17 protein-coding genes and 2 tRNA genes are annotated in these 17,131 nt (G+C 40.8%); 6 read left to right on the forward strand and 13 right to left on the reverse strand.

Annotated elements, in window-relative coordinates:
- Positions 1–71: 71 nt before the first annotated feature.
- Positions 72–698 carry an NrsF family protein gene (locus CH352_RS06400; RefSeq protein WP_100705996.1) on the forward strand — a complete coding sequence of 209 codons (627 nt, stop codon included), beginning with the start codon at positions 72–74 and terminating at the stop codon, positions 696–698.
- A gap of 3 nt (positions 699–701) precedes the next feature.
- On the opposite strand, the gene CH352_RS06405 is transcribed toward CH352_RS06400, so the two are convergent.
- From CH352_RS06405 to CH352_RS06445, 9 genes are all read right to left on the reverse strand, one after another.
- The gene (locus CH352_RS06405; protein ID WP_100705997.1) at positions 702–2,585 is read right to left on the reverse strand and encodes an AAA domain-containing protein; all 1,884 of its coding nucleotides are present in this window, start codon (positions 2,583–2,585) and stop codon (positions 702–704) included.
- 5 nt (positions 2,586–2,590) lie between these two features.
- Positions 2,591–3,592: a PLP-dependent cysteine synthase family protein gene (locus CH352_RS06410; RefSeq protein ID WP_100705998.1), complete on the reverse strand. Its 1,002-nt coding sequence runs from the start codon at positions 3,590–3,592 to the stop codon at positions 2,591–2,593.
- A 30-nt stretch (positions 3,593–3,622) separates the two neighbouring features.
- A complete protein-coding gene (leuD, locus tag CH352_RS06415) occupies positions 3,623–4,249 on the reverse strand; it encodes a 3-isopropylmalate dehydratase small subunit (protein WP_100705999.1) in 627 nt (208 codons plus the stop codon).
- A gap of 12 nt (positions 4,250–4,261) precedes the next feature.
- Positions 4,262–5,659 (reverse strand): 3-isopropylmalate dehydratase large subunit, encoded by a 1,398-nt coding sequence (gene leuC / locus CH352_RS06420; RefSeq protein ID WP_100706000.1) that lies wholly within the window; start codon positions 5,657–5,659, stop codon positions 4,262–4,264.
- A gap of 114 nt (positions 5,660–5,773) precedes the next feature.
- Entirely contained in the window at positions 5,774–7,249 is a 1,476-nt protein-coding gene (locus tag CH352_RS06425; RefSeq protein ID WP_100706001.1) for an FHA domain-containing protein, read from the reverse strand.
- Entirely contained in the window at positions 7,233–8,021 is a 789-nt protein-coding gene (locus CH352_RS06430) for an ATP-binding cassette domain-containing protein (RefSeq protein ID WP_100706002.1), read from the reverse strand. Before CH352_RS06430 ends, CH352_RS06425 begins: the two co-directional genes overlap by 17 nt.
- Positions 8,022–8,024: 3 nt before the next feature.
- Positions 8,025–8,612, reverse strand: coding sequence for a D-sedoheptulose 7-phosphate isomerase (gene gmhA, locus CH352_RS06435; RefSeq protein ID WP_100706003.1), 588 nt, complete (start codon positions 8,610–8,612; stop codon positions 8,025–8,027).
- 2 nt (positions 8,613–8,614) lie between these two features.
- The gene (locus CH352_RS06440; protein WP_100706004.1) at positions 8,615–9,394 is read right to left on the reverse strand and encodes an LBBP_01157 family protein; all 780 of its coding nucleotides are present in this window, start codon (positions 9,392–9,394) and stop codon (positions 8,615–8,617) included.
- A gap of 1 nt (position 9,395) precedes the next feature.
- A complete protein-coding gene (locus CH352_RS06445; RefSeq protein WP_100706005.1) occupies positions 9,396–10,295 on the reverse strand; it encodes a glycosyltransferase family 2 protein in 900 nt (299 codons plus the stop codon).
- Positions 10,296–10,404: 109 nt separating this feature from the next.
- Here CH352_RS06445 and CH352_RS06450 point away from each other — a divergent pair, with 109 nt between their 5' ends.
- Complete coding sequence (locus tag CH352_RS06450; RefSeq protein WP_100706006.1) at positions 10,405–12,375, forward strand: O-antigen ligase family protein; 1,971 nt, start codon at positions 10,405–10,407, stop codon at positions 12,373–12,375.
- A 3-nt stretch (positions 12,376–12,378) separates the two neighbouring features.
- Here the strand turns inward: CH352_RS06450 and CH352_RS06455 are convergent.
- Positions 12,379–12,465, reverse strand: a tRNA-Leu gene (locus tag CH352_RS06455).
- Between the two features lie 18 nt (positions 12,466–12,483).
- Positions 12,484–12,554: transfer RNA gene (locus CH352_RS06460), tRNA-Cys, on the reverse strand.
- Positions 12,555–12,613: 59 nt separating this feature from the next.
- Between CH352_RS06460 and CH352_RS06465 the strand changes: the two genes are divergently transcribed.
- The gene (locus CH352_RS06465) at positions 12,614–13,063 is read left to right on the forward strand and encodes a DUF4505 family protein (protein ID WP_100706007.1); all 450 of its coding nucleotides are present in this window, start codon (positions 12,614–12,616) and stop codon (positions 13,061–13,063) included.
- Between the two features lie 19 nt (positions 13,064–13,082).
- Here CH352_RS06465 and guaA read toward each other — a convergent pair whose 3' ends face one another.
- On the reverse strand, positions 13,083–14,894 hold the full coding sequence (gene guaA, locus CH352_RS06470; protein WP_100706008.1) for a glutamine-hydrolyzing GMP synthase: 1,812 nt from the start codon (positions 14,892–14,894) through the stop codon (positions 13,083–13,085).
- Positions 14,895–14,983: 89 nt separating this feature from the next.
- Here guaA and queF point away from each other — a divergent pair, with 89 nt between their 5' ends.
- Both queF and CH352_RS06480 read left to right on the forward strand, forming a co-directional pair.
- The gene (gene queF, locus CH352_RS06475) at positions 14,984–15,397 is read left to right on the forward strand and encodes a preQ(1) synthase (RefSeq protein WP_100706009.1); all 414 of its coding nucleotides are present in this window, start codon (positions 14,984–14,986) and stop codon (positions 15,395–15,397) included.
- The gene (locus tag CH352_RS06480; RefSeq protein WP_165780158.1) at positions 15,397–15,660 is read left to right on the forward strand and encodes a SemiSWEET transporter; all 264 of its coding nucleotides are present in this window, start codon (positions 15,397–15,399) and stop codon (positions 15,658–15,660) included. Before queF ends, CH352_RS06480 begins: the two co-directional genes overlap by 1 nt.
- A gap of 56 nt (positions 15,661–15,716) precedes the next feature.
- Here CH352_RS06480 and lsa33 read toward each other — a convergent pair whose 3' ends face one another.
- The gene (gene lsa33, locus CH352_RS06485) at positions 15,717–16,646 is read right to left on the reverse strand and encodes a surface adhesin Lsa33 (protein WP_100706011.1); all 930 of its coding nucleotides are present in this window, start codon (positions 16,644–16,646) and stop codon (positions 15,717–15,719) included.
- Between the two features lie 254 nt (positions 16,647–16,900).
- On the opposite strand from lsa33, the gene CH352_RS06490 reads away from it, so the two are divergent.
- A complete protein-coding gene (locus CH352_RS06490; RefSeq protein WP_100706012.1) occupies positions 16,901–17,119 on the forward strand; it encodes a ferredoxin in 219 nt (72 codons plus the stop codon).
- Positions 17,120–17,131 lie beyond the last annotated feature (12 nt).

Here is a 17,131-nt window from a genome sequence, read left to right on the forward strand (position 1 = left end):
ATTGGACTGGATTTTTTAAGGATGTCCAATCTTTCTTACTTTAATGCGGAAAATCTAAACCGGGAGGGACCATGTCATATTCAGAATCGGATAAAACTAAAAAACTGATCCAAACATTGAGTTCTAGCCTGGAAAAAGGAAGCCTGAACATTTATACTCTCTTCCTTTCCTGTTTGGGTCTAGTGGCTTTAGGGATTGCACTGGGATGGTCCGTTTCCAACTTAATAGGCCGCACGAACTCTTTTCCAGGTTGGTGGCCAGAACCTGCGCTACTGTTAGTTTGGGGAATTTTTTCGGCTTATTTATTAAGCAAACTCGCCTTCCCCGAGGAGACCTCGACCTGGCTTTTTTGGGCTGCAGGTGCTTTTCTAGTCGTCTGGACTTTTTTTATTCTAAGCCGTTTTTTTACGGAAGAAGCTCCGGCCCATGTTCATGTAGGACTTTGTTCCGTAATTTTAGCGATAACTTCTATTTTATTCGGCGCTGTAGCTTGGTATATTTTAAGAACGACAGCAAGCTCCCGTCCCGGACTTTCAGGATTTTTATTCTTAAATCTTTTATTAGCAAGTTCTAATCTAGGTCTGAAATTTGTCTGCCCCGTCCAAGATCCTTCCCATATTTTGATCTCTCATGTAAGCTTTACCCTGATTTGGATCGGGATATTATATTTTCCAATCCGAAAAAAATTCAGTTGGTAAGTTTTAGTCCAGAAACTCCCAGGCAGTTCTAAGTTCCCCTGCTAATTCCACAGTTTCGAGTAAGTCTTTAAAAAAATCGTTTTGTCCTAGAGTAGAGCCGTCTCCCACCATTACTAAAAGTTTTTTAGCCCTGGTCATTCCCACATTCCATCTTCTTGTCTCGGATAAAAATCCGATCTGACCTTCCGGATTCGAACGTACCAAACTGAAGATCACTGCATCAGATTCTCTTCCTTGAAAAGAATCTACAGTCTCCACTTCTAACTGAGAAGAATGTTCCGGAAGTATTTCCTCCAGTTTTTGCTTTAAAAGATATCTTTGGTATCTATAGGGAGAGAGTAATATAAGATTTTTAGGATCCCAACCCGAATCTATAATCTTCTTTACTATGTTTACAGTAAATTCGGCTTCCCAAGGATTTCCTAAACTTCCTTCTGAATTCTCTTCTGCAGTGTCTGTTCCGGAACTATCTAAGAATACTAAGCTAGAGCCAAATGGTTCTCCTAAATCGAAAGGAACTTTTTCTCTAAGATTTCGTTCTAATCCGGATTTTAATTTATTCTCATAGAACTTAAGATTCGGGAATGTTTGGATCGGATCAGTCATTCTATACTGAGTGTCCAAAAGAAATACTCTTTCCTTGTCTTGGAAAACGGGAAGAAGTCTCTCCATTAAAGAAACCTTAAGCAATGGATCTTCCGAGATCACTGTAGGAGGAAGTTGGAACGGATCACCTGCGATCACAAACTTCTCCGCTTTTAAGATCGGGATCCAGGAAGAAGGTTCGATTGCCTGGCTGCCCTCATCTAAAATTGCGTAATCAAATTCTAAATTATGGAGTTGGTAAGAAGAAGCTCCAGTATGTGTACATACGATCACGGGATGTGACTCGAGCAGATATCGGATCAGGACCTTCTGTCTTTCTTTTATATTTTTTCGTAAAGCGTCCGCTTCTTTATAAAGACTTCTTCTTTCTTCCGCTTCTTCTTTGCCAAAACTTCTTTTGTATTTGCGGGCCTTCTTCAATAACTCCTGGACTTCTTTTCGATCCCTTTCTATCAGCTTTGCTTCCGGAGAATGATTCAATTTCATCTCTAAGGAATTTTGAAGAATGTCCGGATTCATTCTAGCAGGATGACCGATTCTCAAAACGGGAACTTTCAATTTTTCCAAGGATTCTACGAGCAGGTCGGAAGCGGAGTTTGTGGGAGCAGAAGCAAGTATTCGTTTGCCTTCGGAGGCCAGGATACGAATGGCTTCCACAATCGTTTTAGTCTTACCGGTTCCAGGAGGACCATGGACTAAAATAAAATCTTCCGTTTGTAAAATTGCGGATACTGCCTTCTTCTGAGAATCGTTTAGAGTTTCTGGCAAATTCGAGATAGATTTAAAATTCGGTTTAGAAACTTCCAATTGATTGGAGAATAGATCCGCAAAATATTTTTCTCTGGAACCTTTTTTGGCGGAGATTACTTTTTCTAAGGCGCGATCCCATTCTTTAAAACTTGTCTCATCCGGGAGAATTTCGAGAGCAAGTTTACCCTCTTCCACCCAATCAGGAACTTCTTCCATATAAACCAGGTAAGAATCTTCGTTTGCCTTTAGTAAAACTGAGTTGTATTCTTCTGTTTCTTTAACGATTCGTATAGGTGTTCCTGGTCTAAATAACTCAGGAATATTTTTAGATTTTGTGGGTTTGAGTAAAACTTTCCAATTTCCATCCGCGCTTAATTCAGCGTCTTCAAATACTAATGGAAATACGGTGAATCCGTCTTGGATCCTTTGGTTCAGATCGGAAGAGGAAATTTCTTCCTTATACTTATCGAGCTCCGCCTTTCTTTCTTTTTTTAAAGATTCACGTAAGGCGGAATAATAAGATCCTTCCATTCCAATTAGAGTCGGTCAGGAGAAAGTACTACAATTTTATAGCTAGGAGTTTTTTGATCTTCGCGAGTAGGAAGACTTTCCGCATAATGGATAGCGGATGCGAGCGTGGTCCCAGTAGTCAGTCCTGCAAAAATTCCTTCTTTTTGATAAAGCTCCGATTGGTAACGAAGCGCTTCGTCTCTATCTACTCCAATATATTGATCGGTGACTTTAGGATCGAAAGATTCAGGAAGTTTAATACTGGAATCACCTTGGATCATTTTACGGATGAAGCGAGAATTTTTGCTCACTCCCATAATGACTCTAAGAGAAGGCTTTTTACCTTTTAAATATCTTCCTACACCGGAAAGAGTTCCGCCGGAACCTCCTCCTGCCACGAACGCATCCACATTTCCAGCGAGATCTCTCCAGATCTCGGGTCCTGTAAATAAGAAATGCGCATTTGTATTTGCCATATCCTTGAACTCATTCAAGATTACGCTGTTTTTCTCTTTGTCTTTGGCTGCCTTCGCAGTTTCCAAAAGAGAATCATCCCAGTTACCTTTTGCAAGTTGAACAACTTCTACAGAGGCACCGTAAGATTTTAATTCTTTGATCTTTTCCTGATCTGTATCAGGAGCTAAAAATACTTTGAACTTATACTGGCGAAGAGTAGAGATCCAAGCTAAAGAGATCGCGGTAGTGTTATAACCAGCCTGAAAAATAGATCCACCGGGTTTTAGTTCCCCTCTTCTTTCGGCAGCAAGCACCATAGAAAGTGCAGTTCTATCTTTTACACTTCCTGTAGGATTACAGAATTCAGCTTTGAGATAAATTTCAACATTTGGAATATGAGAACCGATCTGGTTGAGTCGGATGAGAGGAGTGTTTCCTATCATCTGGAGAACATTCTCCTTGATAGGTTTTGCTACGCTTAACTCCCTTCCGAAAGCATTTTGTACATTATTCAAAGCCCCAAGAAGGCTATTGCCGAATTCATCTATAGAGCGTGAAATTTCGTCGAACATAGTCTTCTTTGAGTCCTGTGATTTAGAAAATTACTTATGAGAAGCGTACAACCAAGGAACGTCTTTTCGATTTTTCTCTTCGTAAGTAGAGATCTTTGCTTCATGCTGCAAGGTTAAACCGATATCGTCCAAACCATTAAATAGACAATACTTACGGAAAGAATCCACTTCAAAATTGTATACGTTCCCGGAAGGACTGATCACATTCTGTTTATCCAGATCGATCTTAATTTTGGCTCCCGGAGTCTTATCTACGATCTTGAAAATTTCGTCCACTTCTTCCGGCTTTAAAACAACCGGAAGCATACCGTTTTTGAAACAATTATTATAAAAAATATCAGCGTAAGAAGGAGCAATAATCGCCCTAAATCCGTAATCTTCCAATGCCCAAGGAGCATGCTCTCTGGAAGAGCCACATCCGAAATTGTCTCTGGTTACTAGAACGGAAGCTCCCTTATACCTGTCTTGGTTCAAACTGAACTCAGGATTCGGTTTGGTGCCTTCGTCGTCCAGATATCTCCAGTCATGAAATAGATGGATCCCGAAGCCTGTACGTTCTATCTTTTTCAAAAATTGTTTCGGAATGATTGCGTCCGTATCTATATTTGGGCGATCAATTAGGACCGCTAAACCTTCGTGTTGAGTAAAGGGTTTCATGAATCAGTATCCTTATTTCCAGTTCCGAATATCTACAAAATGTCCTTCGACTGCCGCAGCTGCTGCCATCGCAGGACCGACGAGGTGAGTTCTTCCACCTTTTCCTTGTCTTCCTTCAAAATTACGATTGGAAGTGGAAGCACATCTGTCTCCGGGTTGTAAAACGTCGTCATTCATAGCAAGGCACATGGAACAACCTGGTTGTCTCCATTCGAAGCCTGCTTCTATAAAAATTTTATCCAGTCCTTCCGACTCTGCTTGGCGTTTCACTCTTCCAGATCCAGGAACTACGATTGCCTGAACCTTGCTAGAAACCTTCTTACCTTTTACGGTAGTCGCAGCCACTCTCAGGTCTTCAATTCTAGAGTTTGTGCAGGAACCGATGAATACCTTATTTACAAAGACATCTTCCATCTTTTGTCCAGGTTTCAGGTCCATATATTTAAGTGCGTTTTCGATACTGGTCTTTTCTACAGCATCCGGTGCATCCTTAGGATCAGGAACAATCCCAGTCACAGGAACTACTTGTCCAGGAGAAGTTCCCCAAGTAACTTGAGGAGCAATCTCCTCCGCTTTTAATACGATGCTAGTATCAAATTTTGCACCTTCGTCTGTCACATAACGTTTCCATCTTTGGACAGCCAGATCCCATTCTGCACCTTTAGGTGCGAAATCTTTTCCTTTCAGATAATCGAAAGTGGTCTGGTCAGGAGCGATCAATCCTGCTCTTGCGCCCGCCTCGATAGACATATTACAAACAGTCATACGAGCTTCCATACTTAAGGAAGAAATTGCAGAACCTCTATATTCTATCACATATCCGGTTGCTCCGCCAGTACCGATCTTTCCGATGATCGCAAGAACGATATCCTTAGCAGTCACATGTGGAGAAAGTTGACCATCAACTCTGATCTCCATAGTCTTTGCTCTTCTTTGCAAAAGAGTTTGGGTAGCAAGCACATGTTCCACTTCGGAAGTTCCGATCCCGAAAGCCAAAGCTCCAAAAGCGCCATGGGTAGAAGTGTGAGAATCACCGCAAACGATAGTCATACCAGGATGAGTGAGTCCCATCTCGGGAGCGATCACATGGATGATCCCTTGGTCTGGATGGTTTAGATCATAAAGAGTAATACCGTTCTCATTACAATTCTTGATAAGGGTTTTCATCTGGTTGGCAGAGATTGGATCGGCCAATTCCAGGTCACGGATCCGAGTGGAAACGTTATGGTCCATAGTAGCGAAAGTAGCTTCCGGACGGCGGACCTTTCTCTGCGCCATACGAATTCCATCAAAAGCCTGGGGACTCGTTACCTCATGGATCAGATGTCGGTCTATATAAATTATATATGACCCTCCTTCCATTTCACCGACCAAATGGTCTTCCCAGATTTTTTCGAACATCGTTTTCATGGTTTGTAGGTCCCCAGGGGGTAATTCAAGAGTAAAGATTAGACTTGCTCTCTTCCATGCTAAAAATCAGGGGTTTTTCGTAAAGAAGGTTCCGGGAAGAAGGCCTCGAATCTATTACTTGCCGCGGAAAACGAGTAAAGCCTTACCGATTCCTATCTCATCAAAATCGTACAAGATCCTTGGTCTCAAAATTTTCTTACCGTTCAAGAAGGTTCCGGATTCTGACACCAAATCGTATAGAATGTAGCGGTTACGGACCTTTCTGATCCTTGCATGATTTTTACTGACAGATTGTTCGTATAAAACTAGATCACAAAGGTCAGAATTTCCAATATTGGTCTCGGCCCTTGCGAGTGAGTATTGTTTACCGGGATTTCTTCCTTCTTTAAAAACAAGAGTGGCCTTTTCATAGGATTCTCCTTGGTCAAATTCTTTTAAAGCGACTGGAGCTGCCCTTTCGGTTTCAATTCTATCTTCTTCTGAATAAACCAACTGATACTGGTTTCCGTACATTTTACGGTAAGCATCTTGTTCGAATTCAATCGTATGAAGTCTTTCTTCCGCGCTTACAGTTCCTTCAGGATAATGCTTTTTTCCTTTTTTCAGAACTACGATTAGAGCCACCAAAGTAAGAACTAATAAGAATGTAAAACTTGGAAGAAAGATAGAAGGATGTAATAAGAATACTGCAAGCCTGGTCCGAAAAGGAAGATCATACGAAAAGCTAAGTCTTCTGGAATTTTTGGTTTCCAGTTCTACTTCTAAATTACCACTTCCTTGGAATTGCCATTCATCTTGGAAAGGAGACTCGTATATTAAAGACCAAGGTTCTTTTCTGAAATAATCCAGGTCCCCGAAAACTTGGGTCCTGAAATCAGGACTATTCAAAGAGTAGAATGTTCCACCATATCTTTTGGCCAAAAACTTTCCTCCATTGGAAGGAAAAGATAAAACTTGGATGGGAATATTCGGGGTGTATTCTCCATTCTGAGCTTCGTTAGAAGGGATCAAGTCCTGATCGTAAAATAGAGTAAGAATATAATCAGTCTCTTTCAAACGAGGAGAGATCTTTTGAAAAACATAATCCAGATTCGCGGAAGTATTTCTGTTGGACTTCCCACCAGGAACCTTGGCTTCTTTTAACGCATCCGATTTGCTCAGATCGTCTTTGGAAAAAAATACATCATCCGTAAAAAATACAAAGCTAAACCTGTCTGCTGAATCTGCTCTTTCTACAATCGTTTTTAAGATCTCCGTAGCTTGGACATTATGATCAAATGAATTCGTCATCTGAGTGATCAGATAAATATGAACGGGCCTTGTACCTTCCGGTCTATGGATCTTAAGAGGTCCTACTCTCCTGGAACGATTTTCTTTTTGTTCCGAGACTGTGAGTATTTCCTGGTCCAAAGATATTCCCTTACCAGCCCTAAGCTTCAGCTCTACTTTAGGGTATCTGGAAATATCATATTCTTCTAAATGGATACTTTCTGCCCCGACAAACGTAGGATATACGCAAGTCGCTAGGATCAGAAAGTGAACGAAGAAAGAACGGATCATAAGGTTTTGCAATTTAAGCGGGATTTTCATCCAAAGTAAACAGTTTTCTGGAATACTCCAACTGTGGCTCCCAAGACCCGTTTCGGCTTTTCAGGGTCTCCAGTTTTTCTCCACTTCTCATTACAGTAATAGTATCGGCTAGCTCCCTGGCAGAACTAAGATCATGGCTGATAAATAGAAGCCCGGCTCCCAGATCTTTCACCCTGGATTTCAAAAGTTCCAAAATCGCTTTTCCTGTAATTGGGTCTAAAGCGGACGTAGGCTCATCAGCCAGAATAAGCTCTGCTCCCGAATACACCGAAAGTAGTACTAAAATTCTTTGTCTTTCTCCGCCTGAAAGTTGATGCGGCCTCGCTTTCCAGGCTGCACCCGGATCAGAAAGTCCGAATTCTTTTAATAAACGGATGCAAGTTTCCTCATTTGCAAACTCAGGTTGGATAAGAGAAAAATATTCCAGGACCTGAGATCCAATACTTAAAAAAGGATGAAGTCCAATCGCTGCTGTTTGTGGGATCAAACTGATCCGCTTTCCCCGCCAATTTTCCCAAGGAGAAAAATCCCCGCTTTGTATATTTTCGGAAAAGATTTGGAATTTTTTCCAAGTTACGGAAGCTTCTTCATTTAGAAGTCCTAGAACTGTGCTTGCAAAAGTTGATTTTCCACTTCCGGATTCTCCGACGAGTGCATGTACTTCTTTTTTAGAAATTTGGAAATCGAAGTTTTTAAGAATATGAGAAGACCCGATTTTAACATTCAGGCCTTGTATAGAAAGAATTGTTTCGCTTAGACGATCCCTCTCCAAGTTTTATCCTAACTGAAATAGCTTATATTCCACAATGGAACAAAGAATATGACCGATCAGAATATGTGACTCTTGGATACGCGCTGTTTCTTTTCTAGGAATGATCAGATCCAAATCAGCCATACCTTTCATCTTTCCACCGTCTCCGCCTAAAAATGAGATCGTTTTCATCCCGATCTTTTTTGCCGATTCCATAGCTGCGATCACATTTTTGGAATTCCCACTGGTAGAAAGTCCAACGAGCAGATCTCCAGGTTTTCCGAATGCTTCTACCTGGCGAGAAAATACAAACTCGTATCCGTAATCATTAGAACAAGCGGTAAGAACAGCAGAGTCAGAATTCAATGCTAATGCGGGAAGTGCCCTTCTTTCATTTCCAGATTTGTAACGAACAACAAGTTCTGCTGCGATATGAGATGCATCACAAGAAGAACCACCATTACCGCAAAAAAGGATCATATTCCCTTTTTCTAATACTTCTGAAGCAAGCTTCCCCGCTTCTTCGATCTGAGGAAGAAGTGTATCCAATACCGCTTTTTTGGTCTCGATAGAGTCTTGAATCTGTTTGGATGCGATTTCTTTTAAGTTCATTCTCATTTATCCTTTTTAGACCGAATTTTAGAGAGCACCGACTCAAAATCCTTTTTGGCGGAATCAAATTCATACAACGTCAAATTTTCGGAATGTGGAGAATTCCGATTCCCGCTTACGTTTAAAAAATACAGCTCTTTAGAAACGATCTGTTTCACCCTTTCGGAAGAATTTGCCTGAAAGACATCTTCAAATTCTTTTCCTAAAAACACCAATAATACTGCGATAGTGCTCGGCCTGAGATTGATCAATATCTGTTGTTTCCAAATCGGTTCCCAATTCAAGACCTCTTTCCAAGAATCAGCAGAACGTTTTAGATCCGGCGCTTCCTGTAGAACAGCCCAAGATTCTTCGTCCCAATTCGGGGCGTTAATTCCGGATAAGATACTTTTTAGACTCTTATGGTCTCCGCTCAAAAGTCGGTTTAGATCCGCTTCTCCTAAAAAAATCACCCCGCTGATCTTATCACCTTGTTCCGTTAGATAGTTTCCGGTAGAAACAACCAAAGAATATTCTCTGCCAGATTTTTCCTTACCTTCTAAACGAAATAGATTTCGATTGTTTTTAGTAAGCTTTAAGGATGGACTTTCGAAAATAATACCGGAAGGCTTTTTACGGGTTACAAAAAAGCGGTCTGCTTTTTCTCTTAGATCTTTTAATTCCCAGGTATAACCTCTGCTATCTCTAACTACTTCTTTTTCAGATCCTGCAGAGACCTTCTTTTTCTTTCTCCAGAAAAAGAGTTTATTCCAAAAACTTGATTTTTGTTTGCCCTTCGCCATCTTATTTTCCGTAATCTTTTCGGAGATTAGAAGGGCGTTCTATCAATTTTTTCCCCAATTCGTAGACCTTTGCTTCTTTTAGAAAAGTGGAATATGCGGAAGAGATCGCGATCGTAAATCCTGGGAATCCGTCCAAGAATCCGAGTTTGAAAAAGTAAATCTCTACAAATTTTCCGAATGGTTTGATGATCGTTCGAGCCAGGGAAAAGTTTTTATTCTTCTTCCAGCGGGTCCAGGAAACTATTGAGGAGAACTTATTGATCGTATCTACCTGTTGCGAGAGATCCGCAAAACTATAATGGAGTATATCCCCTTTTATCTTTTTGCCCTTCCCCTCTACTACTAAATAGTCATGAGGATTTTCCCCGGTCCATTTAGACTTGGATTTTCGGATGATGCGATATTTAGTTTGAGGATACCAACCTGAGAAGCGGATAAACCTTCCCATATGAAATGTAAGCCTGGAAACTTTTAATCCGTTCAAGGAAGGATCTTCCGGGCTTTCTAAAAATGCTCTAAGAGACTCTCGAAGTTCTTCACTTAGGCGTTCGTCCGCATCCAAAGAAAGGATCCATTCATTCTTACAGAGAGAGATCGCGTCATTCTTCTGTTCTACATGTCCCTTAAAATTCTGAGAGGAAAAACGAACCTCAGGAAAGGACTCACTGATCTCTTTGGTTTTGTCGGTGCTATTTGAATCTAAAACGATGATCTCGTCTGCGATATCTCTGCAAGATTTGATACAGTCACCGATATTCGCTTCTTCATTATAAGTAATGATCGCAACTGAGAGTTTTTTTAGAAATCTTTCCCGGACCTCGTTTCTGCTCAAGGGTGCCTTGGCTTTAGATTTCTTTTTTTTAGAGGAAGAAGTTTCCTTGGTTTTAACGGATTCTGCCATATATTCGAATATCGCAAAGAAGCGAATGAATTCCTAAAATAGTAGGATTTCCTTCTTTGTCAGCGGTTTTTTCTGGAAATCTGAGAGGAAAAGGAAAGTCTGGGGACCGGTGAAACCTAGTTCCTTTTCTCAAATTTCGGAGACCTCTGGAAAGATCTCCTTTTATTCTTTATTATTATTTCTAGTAGCATTTCCACTTTCCTTTTCCGCATCACAGATCTTGGCAGGCCTTAGCATTTTCTGTTTTATATTCTCTTCTAAAGAGAATTTCCAACGGATAAAAACGTATCTTTTGCCTTGGGGGTTTATCTTAGGAGCCTATTCTCTTGTATTCATTTCGTCTCTCGTACACTTCGAAGAATATTCTAATTTCTGGAAAACATTTACAAGACAATCGGAAGCAGGAGATTTTTGGCTTTCGATCTTATTTCCGATTGCGGCAGTACATTCTTCGGATGAAAAAAATAGAAAGCTGATCTATAAATATCTATGGATCTCTTTTTTACTCGTTTTGATCTCTGGGATCGCTTCCGTTTTCAGCGAGTATCGGCTCGGAAAATGGATCTCAAACGGATTTACTCCAGCTCCTGGAGATAGAAGGCAGCATCCTGCCGGACCACTTTTCGGTTTGGAGACTTATCTTCCGATCGGGCTAATGAATACTCATTTGACCTATGGAGGATTAATTTCTTTTTATATTCCGGGAGTTGCACTTCTTCTTTTACAAAAAATAAAGGAGAAGGATCTAAAACGCACGATTGGATTCGGAATTCTCTTTTTGTTATCACTTTGGGTATTTCTACTCAACCAAAGTAAGTCTGCATGGCTCGGAATTTTCGCGGTCACTGTTTATTTTATCCTAAGCAAGTGGAAAGATTTCTCAGGTAAATTTCCAAGGGTCACATTTGCGCGAATTTCGATTGTAATCGCATTATTAATAATACTCGGGGGAACAGTTCGTTTTTTTTACCAGAAGAACTGGTTATTACAAAGGACCATTGCCCAACTCACTGAGATCCAAACCCCTGAAAACCAAAGATATTGGATCTATAAGCTCAGTCTTCCTTTGCTCTCAGAAAATCCAATCTTGGGTACAGGCGGAGGAAGGTTCAAGGAAACCAGTTCAGAAGTTTCTAAATCATTTATAGAGAAGAATGAACAACTATGGTACGAATTATACATCACTCCTAATAAACATGCTCATAATGATATATTAGAATTTGCGATCGTAGGTGGCTGGCTTTCCGGGATTTTATGGCTTGGATTCTTCTATCTTTTATTTAGAAAGATTGCGGGTTCCCGTTTAGAAGAAGGAAATTTTCCTCTGATCGGTATTGGTTTTATCTGGGTAGCAGGATTTTTCCAATGTTATCTTTTGGATGATGAGGTTGCACTTCCCTTCTTTGCTTTGGCGGGACTTTTATGGGGAAGAGAGAAGGAAAATTCTTCAAAATTTTCTGCCGCTTCTACTATCTTCTTAAGCTTCACTTTTATATTAAATACCTCCTTTTGGATTTGGAGACTTTCAATCCCTGCAGAACTTGCTTATGGAAGACAGGTTTTTGCCTCTTCTTCTACTCTTGCTAAAAAGATAGAAAGACGTATCCTTCCTTTTAGGGATCAAACAGAAGAAAGAGAAAAAAGAATTTCAGAAAACATTTCAGTTTCTAGCTCGGAAGGAAATTCAGAATTTTTCCTCGAAGGTTGTCTCACTCATAGATATCCAAATCCCGCAAAGCTCCGAGAAAAAGATTATTCTTTTGGTATTTATATTTCTCCGGACTGGGCAAACCCGCCGCGTAAGATTAGCGTTACTGTATTTTCGGAAGAATCTTTTGATGAGGACAAACTCTATTGGTCTCATCGAAAATATGATCTGGGGAGGAAGGAGTTAGATCTGAAACCTGGTTGGAATTCATTCATTTGGAAAGAAACCATGGGACTTTCTAAAATTACGATCTTTCCAGATATCGTATTTTTTAGGAGTTTTAAGATCCGTTTTGGAGGTTCAAGTCCGGAGAAGCAGATGGATCTACCTGTCCTAGACTTGGGAGATCTCTGCGATTTTAGATTAGAGTAAAGTTGGTACCTGGAGCGGGACTTGAACCCGCACGAGCGTGAACTCACAGGATTTTAAGTCCTGGGTGTCTACCTATTCCACCATCCAGGCGTTTTTAGAGACTCTGCCAGGCGTCGCCCGGATTCGAACCGGGGATCAAGCTTTTGCAGAGCCATGCCTTACCACTTGGCCACGACGCCGATATGAGGTATGATTTTGTGTGTGGGCAAGGTGTCAATAGAAAAGTGGAGGAAAGACTTTGAGGATCTATTTCTATCGAATCGACTCGAATGCTCGGCTTTTCCACGAGGACTCTGAGTTGACGGACAAAAAATTTTTAGACTTTTTTTTCACTCATCTAGAAAAAAACCGAACAGGCAAATATCCTGAATGCGCCTATGTTTCTCCCTGCGGAAAAGAAATGAATTATGTGCAAACGGAACATTATCCGGTTTTATTTAAGCATCGAATCGAAGATAAGCTCTACTACGGAGGAGAAAAAGGGATCTTATTCCAACCGGAGAATTTGAAATTCGATCCTTTTGGAAATCTACTCCACCCTTTTCAAAAAGAGATCTGGGGAAGAGTTTCCACAGAAATCCTATTAGATCCGGAACTAGAATGGAGAGAAAATCCTGAAAATTGGGATCTGATTTGGGGCGGGAAAAAATTCCTAATCCCTAAATTTGATCCAGGACTATCAGATTAGGCCCAGGCTCGATTGGGATTTATTCCCACTCTATTGTGCCAGGTGGTTTGTTTGTAAGATCGAAAAATAAATACTCAATTTGAGGAATTTTCAGAACTTCTGAAACCAATTCATCCAAAACATCCTTTTCCAATCGAAAGAAACTCGCAGTCATTGCTTCTTGAGAATCTACAGGCCTAAGAACGATACTTCTTTTTCCGGACTCGGAACCTAAGGGAAGAAGGACCACAGGCATCTGCCAGATTTGATCGTAGATCTTTCTTTTTTGTAGTACCTTCTCAACCGCTGCGTCTGCTTCTCTCAAAATGTCCGAATCTTTTTTATCCAAGTCGATTGCCTGGAATTTGAAGTTTGCTTTTGAGAAGTCCTCGGACTTACCTAAAAATAGAACGACTCGATTGACCGAAGAAATTTGGTTTGTGATCGCAGTGGAAATTTTATCCAATTCATCCCAGGTTTTATCTCCTGAAATCGCAGCACAATGCGCGTAAGATCTCTGGTCCCCTTTTACGCCAACAGAAGCCACAGGAAGAAGTTTTGCTTGAAAAGAAGGGTCCGCACCGACAAATTCATTTAACTTTCTCTGAACAGATTCTTCAAAAGGTTTTTCTTGGGCAATCATTCGGACTACAAGTCCTGGCCCAGGGAAAGGATGTCTTCCAGTCCATTCTTTTGGAAGTCCTAGGTAATTTCCGAGTTCTCTAACCTCGTCTTTGTAGAGATCCTTAATAGGCTCTACAACTTTACCTTCTTCCATTAATTTTTGGATAGCTTCTACTCTGTTATGATGGGTCTTGATCGTATGAGAATGTTTTGTTCCACCACTTTCTATGGTGTCCGGATAAATTGTTCCTTGTCCGAGCAACCATTCGTCTGCATTCAATCCTAAACTTTTAGCGCAGTCCGCTTGCGCTTGTAAGAATAAATTACCTACAATTTTACGTTTTTCTTCCGGATCTTTTTTTCCTTTTAAAGCAGAGTAAAAAAGTTCAGAAGAATCATGAACATGCAACTGGATCCCTTGCGGAGAAAGTTTTTCTTGTAGATCTGCGACCTCATTCTTTCTCATAAATCCAGTATCGATCAGAACTCCCTTAACTCTGTCCTTTCCTAAGGCTCTAGAAAGAAGAAGGTACGAAACTGTGGAATCCACTCCTCCCGAGACGAGTAGGAAAATCTTTTTGTCGGCTGGAACGATTGAATGTAATTCTTCTTCTTTTAGATCTAAAAATTGTTTTAAATCCCAGGTGCCTTCTGCTCCCGAAATTTTTACGAAGTTTTCTAGAAGAACAGAACCCTTTTCTGTATGAGTTACTTCAGGATGGAGTTGTATCCCGAACCATTTTTGGGTCGGATTTTCAACCACTGCGTATTCACAGTCTTGGCTGGAAGCAGTGCGGGTAAAACCGGATGGCAAACGAGTCACCTCGTCCCCATGGCTCATCCATACAACTTCTCCGCCTGCAAAGCCTTTGAGTAATTGTGTTTTAGGAGTATCAATAAAATCTAAAGCGGCTCTTCCGTATTCTGCAATGCCCGCTTTTTTAACTTCTCCACCGAGAAGTTTCATCATAAGTTGGTGGCCGTAGCAGATCCCTAAAACTGGAATTCCTAGTTTTAGGACCTCGACTGGTAAAGAAGGAGAATCCGGCTCGTATACACTTTCCGGTCCTCCGGAAAGAATGATGCCTGAAAGTTTAGAATATGTTTCGATAGGTTCGTCGTTACCTAAAATTTCGGAATAAGCTCCCAAACGACGAATTCTGGACGCGATCAAATGGGCGTACTGCCCTCCAAAATCCACGATCCCAATTACATTTTGGTGCTTCATTCCAAGGTATCCTTAACGTTTCCTTTATGTGAGTTGTAAAAAGATTCCCAGAGACAAAGTCCGGAAAACTCTGGTTTAAAGAGGGAATCATGAGCCAACAACAAGAGTCGATCGGAATTTCCGCTTATGAGGGAAGACAGGACCATATCCCCAGTCTGAAACTTCCCGAGATAGAATCTTTCGCCAATGTGTACGAAGGTAAGGATTACACAATCGATTTTACCATTCCAGAATTCACAGCGGTTTGTCCTAAAACAGGACTGCCTGATTTCGGAATAATCGAGATCAGCTATATACCAAAGGCAAAATGTATAGAGTTAAAGTCCCTGAAAGAATACATTCTCGCCTTTAGAAACCTGGGAATTTTTCATGAGAATGTGGTAAACCGTATCCTAGAAGATTTGATCCAGTCCGTGGACCCAAAATATATCCGAGTCAAGGGTGATTATAACCTAAGAGGCGGGATCAAAACAATAGTCACAAGAGAGTACACAAGCAAATGATGGACCCGATCTCTTTACTTGGATTTATCGCTTGTACCTTGACTACTTTGGCATTTCTACCTCAGCTGATCAAAGTGATCCTGGAAAAAAGGACCAGAGATATTTCAAGGAACATGTATCTTGTTCTTTCAGTGGGAGTGTTTTTCTGGCTTTGTTATGGGGTCTTGAAGAATGATTTTCCGATCATTCTTGCAAACGGATTTACTTTACTTTTTACCACCACAATTCTCTGGTACAAACTTCGTTCCAAAGAAGAAGAATAAAAAAAGCCGCTTCCTTACGGAAACGGCTCTTTGTTCTTTTAGAATGGAAAACTACCTTATTTAGGAGCTGCTTGGTCTTTTAAAGACTTACGCTGATTTTCCAATTCCTTCTTGGCATCGTCCATAGAAGATTTTACTTTTTCTTTCTCTTCTTTGCCCGCCTTTTGGATGGCTTCTTTTTCTTCTTTTCCGGCGCTCTTAGCTTCTTCTAAAAGTTTACGATTTTCTTCTTTTGCGCCTTCGATCAATTCTCTATTTCTTTGTTTTTGCTCTTCCAAACCTTGGAGGATCCGAGCCTTATTCTCTTGGAAATCTTTTAGTATCTCTTGGATCCGTGCTCTTTGTTCTTCCGTAATGGATTGGATGGTAGCAGAATCATCTTTTAGCTCTTGGGTTTCATCCTCTGTCAAAGGTTGTTCTTTGAATGTATCTCCGTTAGAGCTTACGTTTTCTCCTGCGTCCGCAATAGCTTGGCTTTCAGGATTATCCGCGTCTGCTACTTCTACAGATCCGTCCGAAACTCTGGTACTTGTTCCTTTACCGGTCTCTTCAACGATAAACTCTGTTCCTCTAACAGAAGCTACGACCGTTGGAGTAGAAACCGTGAATTTGGAAGTTTTGGTAAGCTTGCTTGCGACCTTGGTGAAGACCTTTCCCTTGGTCAGACCCATATCTGCGAAGGTTTCTCCGTTTGCCGAATCTATAAAAATTTTCTTTAAAGTGAGACTTGTGTTTTCTTTGATCCTAACAAGAACTCCTTCAGTCAATTGAAGGTCCGCATAAGAATCCTTTCCGGTTTCTATCTTATCTTCCGGCAAAAGGAAAGTATCAACGGATACCGGCTTTTCTTTCCCGGCCTTATCGAAAATTTTTACTGTTCCCTTAGTGAATGTGATCACTCCACCCTGGAGATCTTCTTTGGCTTTCTTACAATCTACAAATACAATGCTGAGGGCAAGAAAGAAGGTTATGGCAATCCGTTTCATTTAGTTCTGATTCTCCCTTGAATTAGGTTTGGGAAGAATATCGATGAAAGAAATTTCCGTCCACATTTTTACTCATGGCCTTGGAATTATTCGGGAACTGGCTTGTCTAATTTGTATAAGGCTGCAAATCGCATTGAGACTGGCAATCAGTGGTTGAATCTGAAACGAAAAGGTATTGCGCCATAGCCCCAGTCTAGAAATTGTAGCCTAGACCGCCAAATAGAAGAACTAAAAAGTTCCAAAGGAGTGACAGAATGACCAAAATAGCCTATGTAGACAAGGACAACTGTACCTCTTGCAACCAGTGTGCAGACAATCTACCTAAGTACTTTCAAATGGACGATAACGATACTTCCGAAACTCATATCGGAGGAGAGAGTGTAAATCAAGCTCAGATCCCTGAAGCAGATTGGAAAACAGTTCAGAAGGAAATGGATGAATGTCCCGGTGAATGTATTCACTGGAGAAAGTAGTCGTTTTCCGAT

The sequence above is a fragment of the Leptospira hartskeerlii genome (assembly GCF_002811475.1).
Classification (GTDB): domain Bacteria; phylum Spirochaetota; class Leptospiria; order Leptospirales; family Leptospiraceae; genus Leptospira_B; species Leptospira_B hartskeerlii.